Here is a 22,869-nt window from a genome sequence, read left to right as displayed (position 1 = left end):
TTATGGAGGATTAGCTCAGCTGGGAGAGCGTCTGCCTTACAAGCAGAGGGTCATAGGTTCGAGCCCTATATCCTCCATTTTTATGCCGGTCTAGCTCAAGTGGTAGAGCAACTGAATCGTAATCAGTAGGTTGGGGGTTCAAGTCCTCTGACCGGCACTGTAACATGAGCCACTAGCTCAGGGGTAGAGCATCTGACTTTTAATCAGAGGGTCGAAGGTTCAAATCCTTCGTGGCTCACCATTTGTTTAATTATTGCGGAAGTAGTTCAGTGATAGAACATCACCTTGCCATGGTGGGGGTCGCGGGTTTGAATCCCGTCTTCCGCTCCATTTTATGTATGCCGGGATGGCGAAATTGGCAGACGCACAGGACTTAAAATCCTGCGGTAGGTGACTACCGTGCCGGTTCGAGTCCGGCTCTCGGCACCATTTTAAGTTATATGCGCCCTTAGCTCAATTGGATAGAGCGTCTGACTACGGATCAGAAGGTTGGGGATTCGACTTCTCTAGGGCGCACCATTATCGGGAAGTGGCTCAGCTTGGTAGAGCACCACGTTCGGGACGTGGGGGTCGCAGGTTCAAATCCTGTCTTCCCGATTGTTACTTACAAAAAGAATGAGATTTTCTCGTGTTTTTTTGTATTGCTTGGCAGCGACTTTCGATAAGGTTGCATGTGTATAATTTAAATGGGGCCTTAGCTCAGCTGGGAGAGCGCCTGCTTTGCACGCAGGAGGTCAGGGGTTCGATCCCCCTAGGCTCCACTTAACCGAATTTTTGAACTGACTGTAAAGGCCGGTTGTAAACAGGATTTTTGATCATGCACAGATCATTAATCCTGTTTTTTCGCATAAAAATGGGCATTCCCATGCTTTTGCGTGTTTAGTATGTAATGAGGTTGATTATTTATGTAAAATCGTGCATAATAAATTATAGTCAAAGTTAGTCAAAGTCAGGGAGAGAGAAGGTGCCCCGATGAGAAATATCTCTGATATCATTGAAAAATATATAAAAGAAATACTTGATTCGAACGATATCATTAAATTGAAGCGGAGCGAATTGGCGGAAAAATTTCAATGCGTTCCGTCGCAGATTAACTATGTCTTAAAAACACGTTTTTCGATTGAACGCGGTTATGTTGTAGAAAGTAAACGCGGCGGAGGCGGATACATCCGCGTCGTCAAAGTCCGTCCGGTTACAGATGCTGAACTTATTGATGAAATGATTGGATTAATCGGTTATAAATTGACACAGAGTATGGCAGAATCCATTATCGTTCATCTGCTTGAAGAGGATGTGATCAGTGATCGGGAGGCACGATTAATGCTGATGGCTGTGAGTCATACGGTTCTTGATGTTGATATCCCACTAAGAGATGAACTGCGTGCGAATCTTTTAAGAGCGATGCTGCAATCACTTACCTACAGCAGATAGAATTTGTCATATGTTTTCAACAAATGGTTGTTAAGTCTTCATCTTGGTAAATGTCGGATCGATTGGATATAATAAGATATTACATTAAGTCAAGATTGACAGAAATCGGCAGTTTTGAGCGAGATGCCGTTTAGAGAACATCTTCATACCATTTTCAAAGAGGATTTGAAGCCTCCAGTGCCGAATATAGTTAACCAATGGCATAGACTGGGTTGTCGCAATGAGCAATTTGGGCAATAAATAAAGGTGGAGAAAGATCAAAAAAACTGCTGTTTGAATAGTGTACAGGTAAAGGTTTTTTTGAAGACGCATAGATTGACTTAAGGCCAGTGAAAACAGACAGCAACAAAAGGAGGCCACCGTTATGATGTTTGGACGATTTACAGAACGTGCTCAAAAAGTGCTCGCACTTTCACAAGAAGAAGCAATGCGTCTCGGACATAATAATATTGGAACAGAACATATTTTGCTCGGTCTCGTGCGCGAAGGTGACGGTATCGCCGCTAAAGCACTGCTTGCTTTGAATCTGGATCCTGAAAAAATTCAGAAAGAGGTAGAAGCTTTGATCGGCCGCGGTACTGAGGAAGTACAGACGCCCCATTACACACCGCGTGCGAAGCGCGTTATCGAGCTTTCAATGGATGAAGCACGAAAAATCGGTCATTCCTACGTTGGAACAGAACATATTCTGCTTGGATTGATTCGTGAGGGAGAAGGCGTTGCCGCTCGCGTACTTAATAACTTGGGCATAAGCCTTAATAAAGCGCGTCAGCAGGTTCTTCAGTTGCTGGGAAGTCACGAAGCGACCTCAGGGAACGCTCAGAGCCGAAATTCCGCACATGCGAGCACGCCGACGCTCGACAGTCTGGCACGAGATTTGACTGCGATGGCGAGCGAGGGATCACTTGACCCGGTCATCGGGCGAAGCAAAGAAATCGAACGTGTGATTGAGGTACTCAGCCGCCGTACAAAAAACAATCCTGTGCTGATTGGTGAACCGGGTGTTGGTAAAACTGCGGTCGCCGAAGGTTTGGCTCAGGAAATTGTAAATAATGAAGTTCCGGAAATTCTTAGAGAGAAACGTGTCATGACTCTGGATATGGGAACAGTCGTAGCAGGAACAAAATATCGCGGCGAGTTTGAGGATCGCTTGAAGAAAGTCATGGATGAAATTCGTCAGGCGGGCAACGTTATTCTTTTTATCGATGAATTACACACGCTGATCGGAGCAGGGGGAGCAGAGGGCGCCATTGATGCGTCAAATATTCTGAAGCCTTCCCTGTCACGGGGAGAGTTGCAATGCATCGGTGCAACGACACTCGATGAGTACCGCAAGTACATTGAAAAGGATGCGGCTTTGGAAAGACGTTTTCAACCGATTAAAGTAAAAGAGCCAACGTCAGAACAATCCGTACAAATATTAAAGGGACTGCGCGATCGTTATGAAGCGCATCACCGGGTAAAAATCACGGATGAGGCGATTACTGAAGCAGTCCGGCTGTCGGATCGTTATATTTCGGATCGTTTTCTACCAGATAAGGCGATCGATTTAATTGATGAAGCTGCTTCTAAAGTCCGGCTGCGTTCGTACACGGCTCCGCCGAATCTTAAAGAGCTTGAGCAGCGTCTGGAAACCATTAAGAAAGAAAAAGATGCGGCCGTGCAAAGTCAAGAATTTGAAAAAGCCGCATCGCTTCGCGACCATGAGCAAAAATTGAAAGAACAAGTCGATATTTGCAAGAAGGAATGGAAAGAAAAGCAAGGTAAAGAAAATACGGAAGTTCTTCCGGATGATATTGCGCTCGTTGTTGCAAATTGGACCGGTGTTCCGGTTGTCAAGCTTGAGCAAAAAGAGAGCGAACGGCTGCTGAACATGGAATCCATCCTTCATGAACGTGTCATTGGACAAAATGAAGCAATCGATGCCATTTCACATGCCATTCGAAGAGCACGTGCGGGACTGAAAGATCCGAAACGTCCGATTGGTTCGTTCATCTTTCTTGGACCGACCGGTGTTGGAAAAACGGAACTGGCTCGTGCCGTTGCCGAGACCTTGTTTGGCGATGAGGAAGCTATTATTCGTATTGACATGTCCGAATATATGGAGAAACATACCACTTCTCGTTTGGTCGGTTCGCCTCCGGGGTATGTGGGCCATGAAGAAGGCGGTCAGCTGACTGAGAAAGTCCGCCAAAAACCATATTCCGTTATTCTTTTCGATGAAATTGAAAAGGCGCATCCTGATGTTTTTAATATCTTGCTTCAGGTACTCGATGACGGAAGATTGACCGATTCTAAGGGAAGAACGGTTGATTTCCGTAATACGGCAATTATTATGACTTCTAATGTTGGCGCCAGCCAGCTGAAGAAGAACAAATATGTAGGTTTTTCACTCGGTGAGGAAGGCCATGAATATAAGGCGATGAAAGAAAAGGTTATGAGTGAATTGAAACGGGCGTTTCGTCCGGAATTTCTGAACCGAATTGATGAAATCATTGTCTTCCATGAATTAAAGAAAGAACAGTTGTTGCAAATCGTGACCTTGCTGGCGAACCAGCTGAAGAATCGTCTGTCAAATCAAGGAATTGTTATCGAATTGACCGATGCGGCAAAGGCTCAAATTGTTGAGGAAGGCTATAATCCTGAGTATGGCGCCAGACCGCTTCGCCGTGCCCTGCAGCGCCGGGTTGAAGACAAACTGTCGGAAGAACTGCTCAAGGGTAACATCAAAAAAGGTACGAACGTTGTCATCGATTATAGTGACGGCGAGTATTTAGTGAATCAGAAAAAAGAAGAAGCCGTTGTGAAATCTTAATTTTCACGCAGTGAAGCAATCGTATTGATGATTAAAGAAGCCAAAGTTTTAAAGCCTTGGCTTTTTTTCTTATTCAGAAAGGCTGTATTCGAATTTATAATTGGTAAGGTGATCAGATGGCAAAAGTGAAAACGGTGTTTATCTGCCAAGAATGCGGTTATGAAAGTCCGAAATGGATGGGACGCTGTCCAGGTTGTCAGAATTGGAACACATTGGTGGAGGAAACCATCCGTCCTGCGTCCTCCGTTCTTGGTCAAACAGCCGGACCGGTAAGTAAACCTTCGCGGCTTACGGATGTCATTTTGGAAGAGGAGCCACGAATAAAGACTGAAATGGCCGAACTGAATCGGGTACTCGGAGGAGGAGTTGTGCCTGCCTCGCTTACCCTTGTCGGAGGGGATCCGGGGATCGGCAAATCAACTCTGCTGCTTCAGACCTCCGATCAACTAGCACGCACAGGTCACCGAATACTCTATATTTCCGGAGAAGAATCTGTTCGGCAGACGAAAATGAGGGCGACACGTCTAGGTGTTTCATCTGAGAATCTCTATGTGCTTGCAGAGACAGACATTCGCCAAATTGAAAATCATATTGAACAGGTGCACCCCGAAATAATGGTGATTGATTCGATTCAAACTATTTACAATTCAGATCTTTCCTCAGCTCCGGGAAGCATCTCTCAAGTTAAGGAATGTACTGCTTACCTGCTGCGTCTTGCGAAACAGCGAGGCATTGCTGTTTTTATTGTCGGACATGTTACAAAAAACGGCGCCTTGGCAGGGCCAAGGACACTTGAGCATATGGTAGATACTGTATTATATTTTGAGGGAGAGCGTCATCATACATTTCGTATCCTTAGGGCGGTTAAAAACCGCTTTGGTTCAACGAATGAAATGGGTGTATTCGAAATGAAGGAGGGGGGACTTGTCGAGGTTGCCAATCCGTCGGAAATCTTTCTTCAGGAGCGCGCCAAAGGAGCGGCAGGTTCGGCGGTGACCGCATCCATTGAAGGTACTCGGCCGCTTTTGGTAGAGGTTCAGGCACTTGTAACGCCCACAAGTTTCGGAAATCCGCGTCGGATGGCGGCAGGATTGGATAATCACCGTGTATCGCTCCTTATGGCGGTTTTGGAAAAAAGGGTAGGGCTGCTGTTGCAAAATCAGGATGCCTATGTCAATGTTGCCGGAGGCGTGAAACTGGATGAACCTGCAGTTGATCTTGCTACCGCAATCAGTATCGCTTCCAGCTTCAACAATCAGCCCACCAAAGTGAGTGACGTGTTTATCGGTGAAATTGGCCTGACCGGAGAAGTGCGGCGTGTGTCTCGGATTGAGCAGCGCGTGAACGAGGCTTCTAAACTCGGTTTTACCCGGATCTTTATCCCCCAAAAAAATTTAGAGGGATGGTCGTCCCCGAAAGGCGTGACGCTAATTGGTGTCGAGTCTCTGACCCAAGCGATTAAAATGGCGCTGGGATCTGAAAAAGAACTGAATGAACCGGATTTTTTCCCTTCTGATTTTTGAAAATCCAGATTTCACAAAGAAACAATGGGTTCAATAGAAAAAAAGGAACATAATGGCAGAAAAGGAGTTTTGATTTTGTCATTTTGTCTATAATGTTTTGAGGAGGTGATTGGAAATGATAAAACGTGTTATTCAGCTATTCTTTATTCTAATCGGCGGTACGCTCGGTTTTGTCTATATACCAAAAGTAATGCTTCTCTTAAATTTAGGAAACGGAGTTCCGGGATGGATTAGTTCGCCGTTTGTCGGTATGGTGATCGGCGCCGTAGTTATGGCGTTTTTATCCTTTTGGTTTGTGGACTCATTGGTAAATATTATGAAAGGCTTTGAGGATCGGATTATTAAGGCACCAGTGACCGATGTTCTGTTTGGGACGGTTGGACTTGGATTCGGGTTGGCGATTGCATTTTTAATTCAGCTGCCGTTCACGCGTATGCCAGTTCCTGGCCTCAGCACAATCCTGCCGATTTTTCTCTACATTTTCTTAGGCTATTTCTTTTTCCAAGTTGGTTTTAAAAAGCGTGATGAACTGATCAGCCTTTTTCGACTGCCGTCCAGATCAAAGGATCGAAAAAAAGAGGCACAAGTTTCCCAGGCAACAGATTACATTCCATATAAAATTTTTGACACAAGTGTAATTATCGACGGACGAATCGCCGATATCTGTCAGACTCGATTCCTTGAAGGAACCATGGTCATTCCGCATTTCGTGCTTGAAGAACTGCAGCATATTGCTGACTCATCCGATGTTCTGAAACGAAACAGGGGACGTCGAGGCCTGGATATCTTGAATAAGATCCAAAAGGATCATTCGATTCACGTCGATCTTTATGAAGGCGATTATGATGATATTACCGAAGTGGACAGCAAGCTGGTGCGCCTTGCTAAGGAAATCGGCGGGATTGTCGTGACCAACGATTTTAACTTGAATAAAGTTTGCGAATTTCAAAAGGTGCCTGTTTTAAACATTAACGATTTGGCAAATGCGGTAAAACCTGTTGTTCTTCCGGGCGAAGAACTTCGTGTTCAGGTGATTAAAGACGGTAAGGAGCAAAATCAGGGGATCGGGTATCTTGACGATGGGACAATGATTGTGGTAGAAGAAGGACATAGGTATATAGGCAAAACAATTGACGTCGTCATTACCAGTGTGTTGCAGACATCTGCAGGCCGAATGATTTTTGCCAAGCCTAAATTGCTTGAGAAGGCGCTTTGAGTTTACTATTTTAAGATAAGTGCTGCCTTCTGAGTTCGGAGGCTGTATTAAATGAATTACCAAGTGGTTGTCCTCGCTGCGGGTCAAGGAAGACGGATGGGCGCCGGAGAAAATAAAGTGCTGCTCAGACTGGACGGCTGCCCGGTGATTATCCATACGCTGCGGGTTTTTGAAAATGATCCGTCATGCAGTGGAATTGTTCTGGTTACTCAAGAGGATGAGCAGGATCAATTTCGGATGCTGGTTGAAGATTACCATATTACAAAAGTACGGGCTTTTGCGGACGGCGGCAAAGAACGACAGGAAAGCGTTTATTTAGGGCTCAGTGTGCTGACAATGGCATCCGATGCGATTGTCCTGATTCACGATGGTGCCAGACCGTTCATTACACGCAAGCATATTGCAAAAGTGACGGAAGCCGCCGCGGAGCACGGAGCCGCGCTGCTTGCTGTTCCGGTTAAAGATACAATAAAAAAAGCAGCAGGTTTTCGTGTAGAAAAAACATTAGAGAGAAGAAGCTTGTGGGCTGCACAGACCCCGCAAGCTTTTCGATTGTCTGTGATCCGTGAGGCACACCGGGAAAGCATAGAGGCACACTTTATGGGTACAGATGATGTATCCCTCGTTGAACGAATGGGTTTGCCGGTCCGAATTGTTGAAGGCAGCTATCGCAATATTAAGCTGACAACGCCCGAAGATTTGGTCATTGCGCAGCTGTTCATGGAGAAAGGAGGAATGACCAATGAGAATCGGTCATGGTTTTGACGTTCACCAGTTTGCTGAAAATCGCAATTTAATTATCGGTGGTGTAACGATTCCCTATGAACTTGGACTCGCCGGACATTCAGACGCGGACGTGCTGCTTCATGCGATCAGTGACTCGCTGCTCGGAGCAGTTGCTGAAGGGGATATAGGGAAGCATTTTCCTGATACGGATGAAGCTTATAAAGGAGCGGATTCGAAGAAACTGCTTGAAGAAGTGGCAGGTATTGTCCGCTCAAAAGGTTTTGAAATCAGCAATATTGACAGTGTGGTTATCGCCCAGAAACCGAAGCTCGCACCGTATATTTCCGAAATGTGCCGTGTAATTGCTGAGGCACTGAATGTAGAGACGGGACAAGTAAACGTAAAAGCAACGACAACGGAAAAACTCGGGTTTACCGGGCGAGGTGAAGGTATTGCTGCAGAAGCCATTTGTCTGGTGGAAAAAATGGAAACCGGCCTGAGCGACTGACATAAATCTTCATTTTTTCGCACAATTTGTAGCCCTCCTTGGAGGAGAACGTGCTAAAATGAATAAGAATAACAGAAAGTGGTGAATGTGTTGACAGAAGAAGTCAGGGTACGCTATGCGCCGAGTCCGACAGGCTTTCTGCACATCGGGAACGCGCGTACCGCAATTTTTAATTACTTGTTTGCCCGCCATGCCGGCGGCAAATTTATTATTCGTATTGAGGATACCGACCAGAAACGTAATGTGGAAGGCGGAGAAGAGAGCCAGTTGAAATATTTAAAATGGCTCGGCCTTGAATGGGACGAGAGTGTCGATGTTGGCGGCGAATACGGTCCATACCGTCAGATGGAGCGTCTGGATAGCTACAAGAAGTATTGGCAGGAGCTGCTTGACAAAGGTCTTGCTTATAAATGCTACTGCACACCTGAGGAATTGAAGGCAGAACGTGAGAAACAGATGGCAAACGGCCAAACTCCCGGATACTCAGGCAAGTGCCGTCATCTGACTCCGGAACAAATCGCGCAGTTTGAAGCAGAAGGACGAAAACCAACGATTCGGTTCCGTATCCCTGATGATCAGAAAATTGAATTTGACGACATCGTTAAAGGTCATGTAACCTTTGAGTCCAATGACGTCAGTGATTTTGTGATCGTCAAGCAGAATGGGGTTCCGACGTATAATTTTGCTGTTGTTGTCGATGATCATTTGATGAAAATGAGTCATGTTCTTCGTGGTGAGGAGCATATTTCCAATACGCCGAAACAAATTCTTTTGTTTCGGGCATTTGGCTGGCAGCCGCCGATATTCGGTCACATGACCTTGATCGTTAATGAAAGCCATAAAAAATTGAGCAAGCGCGACAATAGTATTGTTCAATTTATTGAGCAGTATAAGAAGATGGGCTTTTTGCCTGAAGCGTTATTTAATTTTATTACATTGCTTGGCTGGTCGCCGAAAGGAGAAGAGGAAATCTTCTCCCGTGATGAATTTATTAAATTGTTTGATGCCAACCGATTGAGCAAGTCGCCTGCAATGTTTGATAAATCAAAGCTTGAATGGATGAACGGTCAGTATATTAAGAAGATGCCTGAAGAAGAGTATGTGCAAATGGTCCTGCCTTATATGGCTGACGCTGGTCTTATTCCGGCTGAAATGACTGAGGAGCAACGTAATTGGGCAACACGCGTCGTGCTTTTATATCAAGAACAGCTTCATTTCGGTGCGGATATTGTCAATTTATGCGACATGTTCTTTAACAAAGACATTGCGAAAACTGAATTGACGAAAGATGAGGAGAAAATTCTTAGCGGCGAGCAAGTGACCGATGTCCTTACGGTGTTTGAACACGAGCTGAGCGGACTCAGCGAATGGACAGCAGAAGCAATTGCCCCTAAAATAAAAGTAACACAGAAAGAAACGAAGCAGCGCGGCTGGAAATTATATATGCCGATTCGTGTGATTGCGACGGGATCGGCTCACGGTCCTGAACTTCCTGAAGCTTTGGAATTGTTGGGAAGAGATCTTGTGCTGAAAAGATTAGAGCACTACTTGTCGACGGAGCAGACCGTCTGAACCGCTGCTTTAATTATTTTAAGTAATTAAGTAGACATTTAAAAAAACGCGCATAATGTGTGATAGAAGACGATGAAGAGGTTGAGTAGGCACTCGCGATTCCCCTTACAGAGAAAACGGTCTTAGGCTGCAAGCCGTTTGGGAAGCGAGTTGCTGAATTGCCCCTCTGAGTTGATCGCTGAACGGAGATTAGTAGGCGAAAACGGCTGCCCCGTTATCGGCATATGAGTGGAGAATGATCTCAAACAAAGTGGAACCGCGTCTGAAAGGCGTCTTTGTGTCAACCGGCACAAGGGCGCCTTTTTCGTACATGGGGATCAAACGTACATGTTGAATGGATCGTATTGAGGTCCAGACTTATGCGTCTTAATGATGAAGATGGGGGAGGCGAACGCACGTGAGCGGCATTATTGCAGAAGATCTGAACAATGTGTTTGATCAGGATCCTGCGGCCAGAAGCAAGTGGGAAGTAATTATGACTTATTCCGGGTTGCACGCGATCTGGTCGCACCGAATCGCTCACTGGTTGTGGAAGAAAAAACGCTACTTTCTCGCGCGCGCTTTGTCACAGTTATCACGTTTTATCACAGGAATTGAAATTCATCCGGGAGCAAGGATCGGCAGACGTTTCTTTATGGATCACGGAATGGGCATTGTTATTGGAGAGACCTGTGAGATCGGCGATGATGTAACACTTTTTCAGGGGGTTACCCTTGGGGGTACCGGCAAAGAAAAGGGGAAAAGACATCCGACGGTAGGAAATGATGTGCTTATTTCAGCAGGTGCAAAGGTGCTGGGGTCGATAACGATCGGTGATCATTCTAAAATCGGGGCGGGATCGGTCGTTCTACATGATGTTCCATCCAATTCGACAGTGGTCGGCATTCCGGGACGCGTCGTCAGGCAGAATGGATTAAAGGTGCACCATCATGATTTGGATCACGCGGATCTTCCGGATCCGGTAGCTGAAAAAATGCATCAATTAGAACTGGAAGTTGATAAATTGAAAATGGAACTGCAAGCGTTAAAGCATGCACAAAAAGAAAAGGAGTGAGATCAAGATGGTTTTAAAAGTTTATAATACGCTGACGAGAAAAAAGGAATTGTTTCATCCAATAGAAAAAGATAAAGTTCGAATGTATGTGTGTGGACCAACAGTTTATAACTATATTCATATTGGCAATGCACGTCCGGCGGTCGTTTTCGACACAGTTCGCAGGTATTTTGAGTATCGCGGGTATATAGTAAAGTATGTGTCAAACTTTACCGATGTCGATGATCGTCTGATCAATGCGTCAAAGGAACGGCATCAATCAGTGCCTGAAATCGCAGAACAATTTATTAAGGCATATAAAGAAGACACAGGTGCACTAAATGTGAAAACAGCAACCGTGCATCCTCGGGCGACGGAAACGATGCCGGAGATCATTGCATTCATCGGCAAGCTGGTGGACGCAGGTTATGCGTACGAATCGGAAGGTGATGTGTATTTCAGAACACGAAGATTTAAAGGTTACGGCAAGCTTTCCCACCAGTCCATTGATGATCTGAAATCAGGAGCCCGAATTGAAATTGGCGAGAACAAAGAAGATCCTTTGGATTTTGCGCTGTGGAAAGCGACAAAGCCGGGTGAAATTAAATGGTCGAGTCCGTGGGGCGAAGGCAGGCCGGGCTGGCACATCGAATGCTCTGCTATGGTTGAAAAATATTTGGGCGACACCATCGATATTCATGCGGGTGGTACGGACTTGACTTTTCCACACCATGAAAATGAAATTGCACAGTCCGAATCACTTCATCATGAAACCATGGCCAATTATTGGCTGCATAACGGACACATTCAAATTAATCATGAAAAAATGTCGAAATCAATTGGCAATGTGATCCTTGTCCATGATCTGATCAAAAAATTTGATCCGCAAGTCGTTCGTTTTTTCATTTTATCCGTCCAGTACCGCCATCCGATTAATTTTAGCGATGCACTGTTAAATGACGCGGTTCAGGCGTTCGGCCGATTAAAGACAGCGCACTATAATTTGAGCCATCGGTTAGGCCGTGCTGTCCACTCAGAAGAAGTTAATAAGGCATTTGTCGAAAATTATCGAAAACCATTTATTGAAGCCATGGATGACGACTTCAATACGGCCAATGCGATTGCCGTTCTTTTTGATATCGTGCGGGATGCGAATATTGCCCTTCAAAATGATCATGTTTCGGAAAGCGATCTGGGCGCGTATTTCCAGGCACTGACCGAATTATCCGCAGTTCTGGGTTTGAAACTTGAGGACGAGTCGGAAAGTATATTAGACAATGAGGTTGAAGCTTTGATTCAAAAACGTGAAGAGGCTAGAAAGCAACGTGATTTTGCTGTTGCCGACAGCATCCGTGACCAATTAAAAGAAGCAGGAATCATCTTGGAAGACACTCCTCAGGGCGTACGCTGGAAAAGAGGACATGAATGAGAATGAATGGGATAAAAACCGACCCAAATCTGCTTAACAGCCTGGCGCTGGCCTATATGGGCGACGCCGTGATCGAAGTCTATGTTCGGCAGGAGATTATTGCCAAGTCCGGAGTGTCAAAACCCCATGCACTTCATGTTTTGGCCGTAGACTATGTCTCCGCGAAATCACAATCCAAGTTTTTGCATGAGCTGATGGACGAAGGATTCCTCACGGAGGAAGAATTGGCAGTAGTCAGACGGGGACGCAATGCAAAATCCCATTCGGTTCCAAGGAACACGGATGTTCAGACGTATAATTTCAGCACTGGTTTTGAGGCATTAATCGGGACCTTGTTTTTCCTTGGAAAAGAAGCGCGAATTGACGAAATCATGGAGAAAATGTTTGTGAATCAACCGGTCGAAGGGAGCGGTCACTAATGAATGATGAATGGATCATCGGACGACATCCTGTTTCAGAAGCGATTCGATCGGGAAGAGATATAAATAAGGTTTGGCTGAACAATGAGGGGAAGGGTCTGAGCGAGCTGCTTGATTTAATTAAATCTAACGGCATCGCCTTTCAGTTTGTGCCAAAGCAGAAGCTGGATCAACTGTCAAAGTCAGCTCAGCACCAAGGTGTCGTCGCTTCGATAGCGGCATACCGCTATGCAGAATTGGACGATCTTTTCGCCCTTGCAGAAAGTCGCGGTGAGCAGCCGTTTTTTATAATGCTGGATAATGTCGAAGATCCGCATAATTTAGGATCTGTTTTAAGAACTGCAGATGCTGCAGGCTGCCATGGCATCATTATTCCGAAGCGCCATTCGGTCGGCTTGACATCGGTTGTCGCCAAAGCGTCTACCGGTGCAATTGAATATGTGCCGGTTGTGCGGGTCGCTAATCTTGCCAGATCTATGGAAATTTTGAAGAAAAAAGGGATCTGGTTTGCAGGAACGGCAGCAAACGGCAGCGAAGATTATCGTTCTGCTGATTTTTCGATCCCGATCTGCCTTGTCATCGGCAATGAAGGGGTGGGCATGTCCCAACTTGTTCGAAAGAAATGTGATTTTCTGATCCGTTTACCGATGCGCGGCAAGGTGACCTCTTTAAATGCTTCAGTCGCCGCAAGTCTATTGATGTATGAGGTGCTTCGGCGCCGCGAAAAGCAAGGGTGATGCGTGATGAATGATATTCTGATTGTCGACGGCTACAATGTGATAGGGGCGTGGACCGAATTAAAGGCACTCCAGAAGAATGATTTTGAAAGTGCCCGCGATTTGTTGGTTGATAAGTTGTCGGAGTATCAGGCAGTCACCGGTTGGCGCGTGATTTTAATTTTTGATGCTTATTTGATCCCGGGAAAAGAGACGAAAACAAAGAAATCCAAGATCGAGATCATTTACACCAAAAAAAATGAAAAAGCGGATCAAAAGATCGAAGGACTGATCAAAAAACTGCAAAATGTGAAGACACGTATTCATGTCGCAACGTCGGACATGGCTGAGCAATGGGTGGTTTTTTCTCAAGGAGCACTCAGAAAACCGTCACGGGAACTGATTGAAGAGATTGGCGAAATAGAAAAAGAGATTAAGAAAAGCACCATGAATGAACGGACTTCTTCGTCAATAACGAAAATTTATCTTGATGAGGCGACACGAAAAAAACTAGAGCAAATGCGCAGAGGTTTTTGAATTTTCTTGACGATTTAAAAAACTGTAATGTATAATATTTTAACAAAAGGCATCCAAGTGCTCGGGGGGATTAAAGATGATTGATAATCCGGTTAAGGCAAATGCAGCTTTTGGTTCACTAGATGACACAGAACTATTGAAAGCGGTTCACGAAGGAAATAACCAAGCCCTGGAATATCTCATTTTTAAGTATAAGAATTTTGTACGCGGCAAAGCAAAAGCTTATTTTCTGGTCGGTGCTGATCGCGAGGATATCATTCAAGAAGGAATGATCGGGCTGTTTAAAGCGATCCGCGACTATCGAGGAGACAAGCTGGCGTCGTTTAAAGCATTTGCAGAATTGTGCATTACCCGTCAAATGATTACGGCCGTCAAGACGGCGACTCGGCAAAAACATATTCCGCTAAATTCTTATGTTTCACTGGATAAACCGATTTATGATGAAGAATCCGAACGGACACTGATGGATGTTGTTTGTGAAGCGCGGTCAAGCAATCCTGAACAGATGCTGATCAGCCGTGAAGAATACGACGACATTGAGGAAAAGCTGTCGCGCGTTCTCAGTGATTTGGAGCGCAAAGTACTTAGACAGTACCTTGACGGAAGAACCTATCAAGAAATCTCTGTTGATTTAAAACGGCATGTTAAATCAATTGATAACGCACTGCAGCGCGTGAAACGAAAACTGGAACATTGCATGCATTTGCAGGAATTCAGCATTTGAAGTTTATGCAACCTGACGCTTTGTTGACAGGTTGCATTTCCCTATGGTAAAGTATAGAAAGCATATGACAACAGACAACAAGAAAGGCGAATTAGCGCCTTTCTTTCTTTTACTTGCAGAAAATGCGGGCTCATTTCAGACGGATAGATTAGGGATATCATCCCTGAGTGAGACTGCATGTCCCAGACCCGCAGCCTTTATTCAGAACATGATCCGGGTAAATGAAATGCAGGTTAAATCATCCATAAATCGTGCAGAAATTGCAAGACATATACGAGGGAACAGGCATCGAAATAATCTGATTAGCGGAGGTAGTACCTATGGCGGGCATTATCAAAGGGACCGGTAAATTTTTTCAAAACATTGTCACTGAATCGAAAAAGATCACTTGGCCGACAAGAAAAGAATTGTTGCGATACACGGTTACGGTTATTGTGACCGTAGTCTTTCTGGCACTCTTTTTTGTTGTCATTGATCTGGGAATCTCCCAGCTTCTGCACGTGATCACAAATCAATGATCCTTTGCCAAGGCTGATCGGCGAATGGATCATTTGGAGGAAGAACGATATGGAGAAGAACTGGTATGTTGTTCACACATACTCAGGTTATGAGAACAAAGTAAAGACCAACTTAGAGAAACGGGTTGAGACCATGGGCATGGCGGACAAGATTTTTCGCGTTCTTGTACCCATGGAAGAAGAAACTGAGATTAAAAATGGTCAAAAGAAAACAGCAATGAAAAAAGTATTTCCCGGCTATGTGCTGACCGAGATGGTGATGACCGACGATTCTTGGTACGTTGTGCGCAACACTCCGGGTGTTACAGGTTTTGTCGGTTCGACAGGCGCCGGTTCAAAACCAATTCCGCTTCTACCTGATGAAGTCGATGCAATTTTGAAACAGATGGGCTTGAAAGAGAAGACCAGCGATGCCAACTTCGAATTGAAAGAGCAAGTTAAAGTAAAAGAAGGTCCGTTTGCCGACTTTATCGGAAGTGTTGAAAGCATTGATGAAGAGAAGAGTAAATTGAAGGTACACGTAAACATGTTCGGGCGTGAGACACCGTTGGAACTCGACTTTGACCAAGTGAAAAAGCTCGATTGAGTTTTGTTTCACGGCATAATCGCAAAAGGTCATGATCAAACCTTGCAATTTGTGCTTGCCGATTGTATAATCTTGATGTTTGTATGATTTTATCCGATCTCACCATTGCAAGTCACATGAAGTGAAAGAGGCCATAGAGGTAATTTAGGAGTGGAAGGGGCAACCCGTACCACAAATTGTTGTAGGGAGGTGCTCTCATGGCAAAGAAAGTAATCAAGCTAGTTAAGCTGCAGATTCCAGCAGGGAAAGCAAATCCGGCTCCGCCAGTTGGTCCGGCATTGGGTCAGGCGGGCGTTAACATTATGGGCTTTTGTAAAGAATTCAACGCTCGGACATCCGATCAGGCAGGTCTGATCATTCCGGTCGTTATTACTGTTTATGAAGACCGTTCGTTTACGTTCATCACAAAGACGCCACCGGCAGCCGTTCTGCTTAAAAAAGAAACCGGCATTCAATCCGGTTCCGGCACGCCGAATACGAAAAAGGTGGCAACGATCAAACGTGACAAGGTTCGCGCGATCGCTGAATTGAAAATGCCTGATCTGAATGCGGCAAACGTTGAGTCAGCTATGCGCATGGTCGAAGGAACTGCACGCAGCATGGGCATCGTTGTCGAAGACTGATCGGACACTGCACAAATAAAAAAGAATTTTGTTTCACGCTTTTGTTTATGGTTGGTGGGAGGTCATATGCAAACCGTTAATACCACGAAGGAGGATTTCCAATGGCTAAAAGAGGTAAAAAGTATCAAGAACAAGCTAAAGCGGTTGATCGTTCAAAAGCATACGACGTTGAAGAAGCTGTTAGCTTGGTAAAGAAAATTGCTTCCGCCGGATTCGATGAATCCGTTGATGTTGCTGTCCGTCTGGGTGTCGATACACGGAAGAACGACCAGCAGGTTCGCGGTGCCGTCGTTTTGCCGAATGGTACGGGTAAAACGCAGCGTGTGCTCGTTTTCGCAAAGGGCGAAAAAGCTAAGGAAGCGGAAGCTGCCGGAGCAGATTACGTTGGCGAAGCAGAATATGTTGAAAAAATCAACGGTGGCTGGTTTGATTTTGACGTCGTCGTTGCTACACCAGACATGATGGCTCAGGTTGGCCGTCTTGGACGTGTGCTTGGACCGAAAGGCTTAATGCCAAACCCGAAAACGGGTACCGTAACTTTTGACGTTGAAAAAGCTGTTAAAGAAATAAAAGCAGGTAAAGTTGAATACCGTGCCCAAAAAGACGGAAATGTTCATGTGCCGATTGGCAAAGTTTCCTTTGATGATGAGAAACTGATAGAAAACTTCAAAGTGCTGGTTGAAACGCTGGTCAAGGTTAAACCTGCAGCCGCTAAAGGTACTTACTTGAAGAACATCGCGGTTTCATCAACGATGGGCCCCGGCGTAAAGGTTGCCGTAGCATCTATAAAATAATCGTCTGGCATTGATCGATTAGGTTGACATGCTTTGGTAAATTTAATATAATATTTTATGTTGTGTTAATTGAATGATTAGCCGTAGACAGCAGGGGCATAATTAATGCTTAATCAATCCCAGCCGAGGTTTAGCGAGTTCTTGATAACTTTTTGTTTGATAGATTACGCCCTCGAGTCATATGGATCGAGGGCTTTTTGATGGGCCTAAAATGGGGGAAATACTGATACGAATCGATTTCGAAAGAGGAGGTGCCATTTATCATGAGTAACGAGAAAGTATTGGAAGGCAAAAAGAAAATCGTTGACGAAATTGCCGGCAAATTAAAAGACAGCGTCGCAACGATCATCGTTAACTATCGTGGCCTTTCTGTGGCAGAAGTTACAGAATTGCGTAAACAATTGCGAGAAGCAAACGTTGATTACAAAGTATATAAAAACTCGTTTGCACGCCGTGCGACCGGGATTGCCGGTCTTTCCGGACTTGACGATGCTTTGAAAGGACCTACAGCAGTTTCCTTTAGTAAGGAAGATGTCATTGCTCCAGCAAAGGTACTCTATAACTTTGCGAAGGAGCATGAGGCTCTTGAAATCAAAGCAGGTGTTATCGAAGGCAAATTGACTTCAGTTGATGAAATCAAGGCTCTTGCGGAACTGCCATCCAGAGAAGGATTACTTTCCATGCTGGCAAATGTTCTGCAGGCTCCGATTCAAAAGTTTGCTTTGGGCGTCAAAGCTGTTGCCGAAAAGAAAGAACAAGAGGCTTAATTTTGAAAAAATTATTTAAAATAGAACGAAACTTGAGGAGGATTATCAATGACTAAGGAAGAAATCATTAGCGCGGTTAAAGAAATGTCCGTGCTTGAATTAAACGATCTCGTTAAAGCAATCGAAGAAGAATTCGGTGTAACTGCAGCAGCTCAGGTTGCTGTTCAGGCGGGTGCCGGTGCCGGTGCAGCTGAAGAACAAACAGAATTCGATGTTGTTCTTGCAGAAGCAGGCGCACAAAAGATCAAGGTTATCAAAGTTGTCCGTGAAATTACAGGCCTCGGTCTGAAAGATGCAAAAGCATTGGTTGACGGTGCTCCGAGCCCTGTAAAAGAAGGCGCTGCTAAAGAAGAAGCCGAAGAAATCAAAGGCAAACTTGAAGAAGTTGGCGCAAAAGTAGAACTGAAATAAGTTCTGAAAAAGCCCGCGCTTGCGCGGGCTTTTTCTTTTCCTCTGAGAAAAGAATTCGACTAGGACTGCACCGGACAAACAACAGAGTACGATTTTGATTTTCAAAAGGGGCTGATGCATATGGCAGAACACTATTATTCGGAGCATCCCCATGCGGAAAGCAAGCCGCGTACCTTGAATGCCACCTTGAGGCGACATGATCTTGTTTTTACAACGGATACGGGCGTTTTTTCGAAAAATGCAATTGATTTCGGATCGACTTTGCTGATTGAAAGTTTTCGCGAACCTGCCGTATCAGGTGATTTTTTAGATATGGGCTGCGGGTATGGACCGATTGGGATTGCGTTAGCAAAATCCTTTTCTGGGCGAAAAGTGACAATGGTTGATATCAACGAACGTGCTGTGGCATTGACGAAGAGAAATGCCGTGGAAAATCAAGTCGCACCTGTAGTGCTGCAAAGTCCTTTGTTTGAACGCGTATCCGGAGAATTTGCTGCAATCCTCACCAATCCGCCAATCAGGGCGGGAAAACAAGTTGTTCACCAGATTTTTAAAGATGCTCATCGTTTTTTAAAAGAAAACGGCGAACTTTGGACGGTGATTCAAAAAAAACAAGGTGCGCCGTCCGCTATGAAAATGCTCCAAACGTTATACGATCGTGTCGATGTGGTCACAAAGAAAAAAGGATACTGTATTTTTTGTGCGAGGAAAGGTTGACATTAAAATTCGTCTATGGTATTATGTCTTAATGCTAACATGGATACATTTGTCGGTATAGGGATCCCTATTTTTGGGAAAACTAATCAAATAATTTTTGGACTGCGGTAAGCTTAAGAAGTATGGTTTGCCGATTTTTTCAATATGCTTGATTTGAGGGGTGAAATAGTTGACAGGTCAACTCGTACAATACGGACGCCACCGCCAACGCAGGAGCTACGCTCGGATTAAAGAAGTGCTGGAACTCCCTAATCTTATTGAAATTCAGACCGCCTCCTATCAGTGGTTCCTTGACGAAGGAATCCGAGAAATGTTTCAGGATATTTCTCCGGTGGAAGATTTTACGGGAAATCTAATTTTGGAGTTTGTCGACTATAGTTTGGGAGAACCAAAGTATTCAGTTGATGAATCGAAATCGCGTGATGTGACGTATGCTGCGCCGCTTCGCGTAAAAGTTCGGCTAATTAATAAAGAAACGGGCGAAGTAAAGGAACAAGAGGTATTCATGGGTGATTTCCCATTGATGACGGAAGCAGGAACCTTCATCATCAACGGAGCAGAACGAGTGATCGTTTCTCAGTTGGTGCGTTCGCCAAGCGTTTACTTTAATGATAAAGTCGACAAGAATGGCAAAAAGGGCTTTGGCGCAACGGTTATTCCTAACCGTGGTGCATGGCTTGAATATGAGACGGATGCAAAAGATGTCGTCTATGTGAGAATCGACCGTACAAGGAAAGTGCCCGTAACGGTTCTTTTGCGTTCTCTTGGGTTCAGTACGGATCAGGAGATTATTGATCTCCTTGGAGAAGACGAATATTTGAGAAATACCTTGGAAAAAGACAATACCGACAGCACGGATAAAGCGCTTGTAGAAATCTACGAACGTCTGCGCCCGGGTGAACCGCCGACCGTTGAAAACGCAAAAAGCTTGCTTGAAGCAAGATTTTTTGATCCAAAGCGTTATGATCTGGCAAATGTCGGCCGCTATAAAATGAACAAAAAGCTTCATATTAAAAACAGACTGTTTAACCAAAGACTGGCTGAGAAACTGGTAGATCCGGAAACAGGAGAAATCGTTGCTGACGAAGGTACTTTGCTTGACCGCCGGACTCTTGATCGACTTTTGCCGATCATCGAAAAAAAGCTGGGTTTTGTTGACTATACGCCGACTGACGGGGTGATCGCAGGACAAACGATCCGAGTTCAGAAAATCAATGTATACTCGCCTCTTGATGAAGATAAGGGCAAAGTGGTCAGCGTCATGGGCAACTGCGTGATTGACCGATCAATCAAGCATATTACACCGGCTGATATTCTTTCTTCAATTAATTATTTCTTTGATCTGCTTCATGGAATTGGCGATACCGATGACATCGACCATCTAGGCAACCGTCGTCTTCGTTCTGTTGGCGAACTGCTGCAGAACCAGTTCCGTATCGGTTTGTCACGAATGGAGCGCGTTATTCGTGAGCGTATGTCGATTCAAGATACTAATAGCATTACACCGCAGGCACTGATCAACATTCGGCCTGTCATTGCATCGATAAAAGAATTCTTTGGTAGCTCACAGCTTTCACAGTTCATGGATCAGACAAACCCGTTGGCCGAATTAACGCATAAGCGAAGACTGTCCGCTCTTGGACCTGGCGGTTTGACACGTGAACGTGCCGGCATGGAAGTGCGTGACGTACACTACTCTCACTATGGACGTATGTGCCCGATTGAAACACCTGAAGGCCCGAACATCGGTTTGATCAACTCACTGTCAAGCTATGCACGCGTTAATAAATACGGCTTTATTGAGACACCGTATCGTCGTGTGGATCCGGAAACGGGTAAAGTAACTGAACACATCGATTATCTGACCGCCGACGAAGAAGATAATTATGTTGTTGCTCAGGCGAACGCTGAGTTAAGTGATGAAGGCGAATTTATGGATGATCATATTCTCGCGCGTTTCCGAAGCGAAAATCTGGTTGTGCATAAGGATCGTGTCGACTACATGGACGTATCGCCAAAGCAGGTTGTGTCTGTTGCATCGGCTTGCATCCCGTTCTTAGCGAACGACGACTCCAACCGTGCACTGATGGGCGCTAACATGCAGCGTCAGGCCGTTCCGCTTCTTCGTCCGGAAGCTCCACTAGTTGGAACGGGCATGGAATATGTATCTGCCCGCGACTCCGGTGCGGCGATCCGTTCGAAATTCCACGGCCGCGTTGAGTACGTGTCGGCACGTGTCATTAAAATCCGCACCTTGGAAACAATCGACGGTCGGGAAACCGAGGGCGACGTTGTTTCATACAAACTTTCAAAATTTGTACGTTCCAATCAGGGGATGTGCTACAACCAGAAACCAATTGTCGAAGCGGGTATGGTTGTTGACAAAGGTGAGATCATTGCTGACGGACCTTCGATGGATAAGGGCGAATTGGCACTCGGCCGAAATGTTCTTGTCGGATTTATGACATGGAACGGTTACAACTATGAAGATGCGGTCATCATGAGTGAAAAACTCGTGAAAGACGACGTATATACTTCAATTCATATAGAGGAATATGAATCGGATGCCCGTGATACGAAGCTCGGACCTGAGGATATTACCCGTGATATTCCGAATGTCGGCGAAGACGCACTGAAAAATCTCGATGATCGCGGCATTATTCGCATTGGTGCGGAAGTGCGTGACGGTGATATTCTTGTAGGTAAAGTAACACCTAAAGGGGTCACAGAACTTACTGCGGAAGAACGGCTGCTTCATGCTATTTTTGGTGAAAAAGCGCGTGAAGTGCGTGATACATCACTAAAAGTACCGCATGGCGGTGGCGGTATTGTGCACGATGTCAAGATCTTTACACGCGAAGCGGGAGATGAACTGCCGCCAGGTGTTAATGAACTTGTCCGTGTGTACATTGTTCAAAAGAGAAAGATTCATGAAGGAGACAAAATGGCCGGACGCCACGGCAACAAAGGTGTCATTTCCAAAATCCTTCCTGAAGAAGATATGCCGTTTCTGCCCAGCGGTCGTCCATTGGACATCATGCTTAATCCGCTTGGTGTGCCCTCCCGTATGAATATTGGTCAGGTGCTTGAACTTCACCTTGGTATGGCTGCCCGAGCGATGGGCATTCACATTGCAACGCCTGTTTTTGACGGTGCACGTGAAGAGGATGTTTGGAGCACGCTTGAAGAAGCAGGACTTTCCCGAGATGGAAAAACAGTTCTTTACGACGGACGTACAGGCGAACCTTTCGATAATCGTGTTTCGGTCGGTGTCATGTATATGATCAAACTGGCACACATGGTTGACGATAAATTGCACGCACGTTCTACAGGTCCATATTCACTGGTTACACAACAGCCGCTTGGTGGTAAGGCGCAGTTCGGCGGTCAGCGATTCGGTGAAATGGAAGTGTGGGCACTTGAAGCATACGGTGCCGCACATACACTGCAAGAAATCTTGACTGTTAAGTCGGATGATGTTGTCGGACGTGTGAAAACATATGAATCCATTGTCAAAGGCGAAAATGTCCCTGAGCCAGGCGTTCCTGAATCGTTCAAGGTACTCATAAAAGAACTGCAAAGTCTTGGCATGGATGTCAAAGTTTTGGACGGCGACCACTCGGAAATTGTTATTAAAGAACTTGAGGACGAAGAAGAGACACTCGACGACAGTTTAAATGTTCAAGTCTGAGTTCTATGAATCAACCTCTTATAGAATGTGTTTTGCACTTGGGAAGCGACTCAGCAGTTTTTTCTAACCGCAAAACGATTTTCTAACATGCAACAACTCGGTGAACTAAAGCG

General features: G+C 45.2%; 21 protein-coding genes, 8 tRNA genes and 2 other annotated features. All 29 genes read left to right on the top strand.

The features are described from left to right. Positions 1-4: 4 nt before the first annotated feature. Positions 5-77, top strand: a tRNA-Val gene (locus tag NIE88_RS17105). A 7-nt stretch (positions 78-84) separates the two neighbouring features. Then, positions 85-157, top strand: a tRNA-Thr gene (locus tag NIE88_RS17100). 9 nt (positions 158-166) lie between these two features. Beyond that, a tRNA-Lys gene (locus tag NIE88_RS17095) sits at positions 167-241 on the top strand. A gap of 14 nt (positions 242-255) precedes the next feature. Beyond that, a tRNA-Gly gene (locus tag NIE88_RS17090) sits at positions 256-330 on the top strand. A 10-nt stretch (positions 331-340) separates the two neighbouring features. Beyond that, a tRNA-Leu gene (locus NIE88_RS17085) sits at positions 341-429 on the top strand. A 13-nt stretch (positions 430-442) separates the two neighbouring features. Next, positions 443-519 (top strand) — tRNA-Arg (locus NIE88_RS17080). Between the two features lie 4 nt (positions 520-523). Continuing rightward, a tRNA-Pro gene (locus tag NIE88_RS17075) sits at positions 524-597 on the top strand. A gap of 91 nt (positions 598-688) precedes the next feature. Next, positions 689-761 (top strand) — tRNA-Ala (locus NIE88_RS17070). Positions 762-972: 211 nt separating this feature from the next. Continuing rightward, entirely contained in the window at positions 973-1,431 is a 459-nt protein-coding gene (locus tag NIE88_RS17065; protein WP_253063963.1) for a CtsR family transcriptional regulator, read from the top strand. Between the two features lie 364 nt (positions 1,432-1,795). Beyond that, positions 1,796-4,246, top strand: a complete 2,451-nt coding sequence (gene clpC / locus NIE88_RS17060; protein WP_253063962.1) for an ATP-dependent protease ATP-binding subunit ClpC — start codon at positions 1,796-1,798, stop codon at positions 4,244-4,246. Positions 4,247-4,362: 116 nt separating this feature from the next. After that, the gene (gene radA / locus NIE88_RS17055; protein WP_253063961.1) at positions 4,363-5,769 is read left to right on the top strand and encodes a DNA repair protein RadA; all 1,407 of its coding nucleotides are present in this window, start codon (positions 4,363-4,365) and stop codon (positions 5,767-5,769) included. Between the two features lie 115 nt (positions 5,770-5,884). Beyond that, positions 5,885-6,985 carry a PIN/TRAM domain-containing protein gene (locus NIE88_RS17050; RefSeq protein WP_253063960.1) on the top strand — a complete coding sequence of 367 codons (1,101 nt, stop codon included), beginning with the start codon at positions 5,885-5,887 and terminating at the stop codon, positions 6,983-6,985. Positions 6,986-7,036: 51 nt separating this feature from the next. Next, positions 7,037-7,750, top strand: a complete 714-nt coding sequence (gene ispD, locus NIE88_RS17045; RefSeq protein ID WP_253063959.1) for a 2-C-methyl-D-erythritol 4-phosphate cytidylyltransferase — start codon at positions 7,037-7,039, stop codon at positions 7,748-7,750. Next, positions 7,728-8,219, top strand: coding sequence for a 2-C-methyl-D-erythritol 2,4-cyclodiphosphate synthase (gene ispF, locus NIE88_RS17040; RefSeq protein ID WP_253063958.1), 492 nt, complete (start codon positions 7,728-7,730; stop codon positions 8,217-8,219). The genes ispD and ispF overlap by 23 nt, the downstream gene beginning before the upstream one ends. 90 nt (positions 8,220-8,309) lie before the next feature. Beyond that, positions 8,310-9,791, top strand: a complete 1,482-nt coding sequence (gltX, locus tag NIE88_RS17035; protein ID WP_253063957.1) for a glutamate--tRNA ligase — start codon at positions 8,310-8,312, stop codon at positions 9,789-9,791. Between the two features lie 63 nt (positions 9,792-9,854). Next, positions 9,855-10,071: a binding site (T-box leader), on the top strand. Between the two features lie 117 nt (positions 10,072-10,188). Further along, entirely contained in the window at positions 10,189-10,845 is a 657-nt protein-coding gene (gene cysE, locus NIE88_RS17030) for a serine O-acetyltransferase (protein ID WP_253063956.1), read from the top strand. Positions 10,846-10,852: 7 nt separating this feature from the next. After that, positions 10,853-12,253, top strand: coding sequence for a cysteine--tRNA ligase (gene cysS / locus NIE88_RS17025; RefSeq protein WP_253063955.1), 1,401 nt, complete (start codon positions 10,853-10,855; stop codon positions 12,251-12,253). Next, on the top strand, positions 12,250-12,672 hold the full coding sequence (locus NIE88_RS17020; RefSeq protein ID WP_253063954.1) for a Mini-ribonuclease 3: 423 nt from the start codon (positions 12,250-12,252) through the stop codon (positions 12,670-12,672). Before cysS ends, NIE88_RS17020 begins: the two co-directional genes overlap by 4 nt. After that, a complete protein-coding gene (gene rlmB / locus NIE88_RS17015) occupies positions 12,672-13,409 on the top strand; it encodes a 23S rRNA (guanosine(2251)-2'-O)-methyltransferase RlmB (protein ID WP_253063953.1) in 738 nt (245 codons plus the stop codon). Before NIE88_RS17020 ends, rlmB begins: the two co-directional genes overlap by 1 nt. 6 nt (positions 13,410-13,415) lie before the next feature. Next, positions 13,416-13,925, top strand: coding sequence for an NYN domain-containing protein (locus NIE88_RS17010; protein WP_253063952.1), 510 nt, complete (start codon positions 13,416-13,418; stop codon positions 13,923-13,925). Between the two features lie 76 nt (positions 13,926-14,001). Further along, complete coding sequence (gene sigH / locus NIE88_RS17005) at positions 14,002-14,649, top strand: RNA polymerase sporulation sigma factor SigH (RefSeq protein ID WP_253063951.1); 648 nt, start codon at positions 14,002-14,004, stop codon at positions 14,647-14,649. A gap of 332 nt (positions 14,650-14,981) precedes the next feature. Then, positions 14,982-15,167 carry a preprotein translocase subunit SecE gene (gene secE / locus NIE88_RS17000; RefSeq protein WP_370646078.1) on the top strand — a complete coding sequence of 62 codons (186 nt, stop codon included), beginning with the start codon at positions 14,982-14,984 and terminating at the stop codon, positions 15,165-15,167. Between the two features lie 49 nt (positions 15,168-15,216). Then, positions 15,217-15,753, top strand: a complete 537-nt coding sequence (gene nusG / locus NIE88_RS16995) for a transcription termination/antitermination protein NusG (protein ID WP_253063949.1) — start codon at positions 15,217-15,219, stop codon at positions 15,751-15,753. A 197-nt stretch (positions 15,754-15,950) separates the two neighbouring features. Further along, positions 15,951-16,376 (top strand): 50S ribosomal protein L11, encoded by a 426-nt coding sequence (rplK, locus tag NIE88_RS16990; protein ID WP_253063948.1) that lies wholly within the window; start codon positions 15,951-15,953, stop codon positions 16,374-16,376. 101 nt (positions 16,377-16,477) lie between these two features. Further along, complete coding sequence (gene rplA, locus NIE88_RS16985; protein ID WP_253063947.1) at positions 16,478-17,170, top strand: 50S ribosomal protein L1; 693 nt, start codon at positions 16,478-16,480, stop codon at positions 17,168-17,170. Positions 17,171-17,233: 63 nt separating this feature from the next. Beyond that, positions 17,234-17,379, top strand: a sequence feature (ribosomal protein L10 leader region). 54 nt (positions 17,380-17,433) lie between these two features. Further along, positions 17,434-17,937 (top strand): 50S ribosomal protein L10, encoded by a 504-nt coding sequence (rplJ, locus tag NIE88_RS16980; RefSeq protein WP_253063946.1) that lies wholly within the window; start codon positions 17,434-17,436, stop codon positions 17,935-17,937. 48 nt (positions 17,938-17,985) lie between these two features. Continuing rightward, complete coding sequence (gene rplL, locus NIE88_RS16975) at positions 17,986-18,348, top strand: 50S ribosomal protein L7/L12 (RefSeq protein ID WP_253063944.1); 363 nt, start codon at positions 17,986-17,988, stop codon at positions 18,346-18,348. A 120-nt stretch (positions 18,349-18,468) separates the two neighbouring features. After that, the gene (locus tag NIE88_RS16970) at positions 18,469-19,065 is read left to right on the top strand and encodes a class I SAM-dependent methyltransferase (RefSeq protein ID WP_253063942.1); all 597 of its coding nucleotides are present in this window, start codon (positions 18,469-18,471) and stop codon (positions 19,063-19,065) included. 169 nt (positions 19,066-19,234) lie between these two features. Further along, a complete protein-coding gene (gene rpoB, locus NIE88_RS16965) occupies positions 19,235-22,756 on the top strand; it encodes a DNA-directed RNA polymerase subunit beta (RefSeq protein WP_253063940.1) in 3,522 nt (1,173 codons plus the stop codon). The last annotated feature ends 113 nt before the right edge of the window (positions 22,757-22,869 follow it).

Source organism: Sporolactobacillus shoreicorticis (assembly GCF_024125445.1).
GTDB classification, from domain to species: Bacteria; Bacillota; Bacilli; order Bacillales; family Sporolactobacillaceae; genus Sporolactobacillus; species Sporolactobacillus shoreicorticis.
The sequence above is the reverse complement of the archived record's forward strand: the minus strand, read 5'-3'. Positions and strand labels throughout refer to the sequence as shown.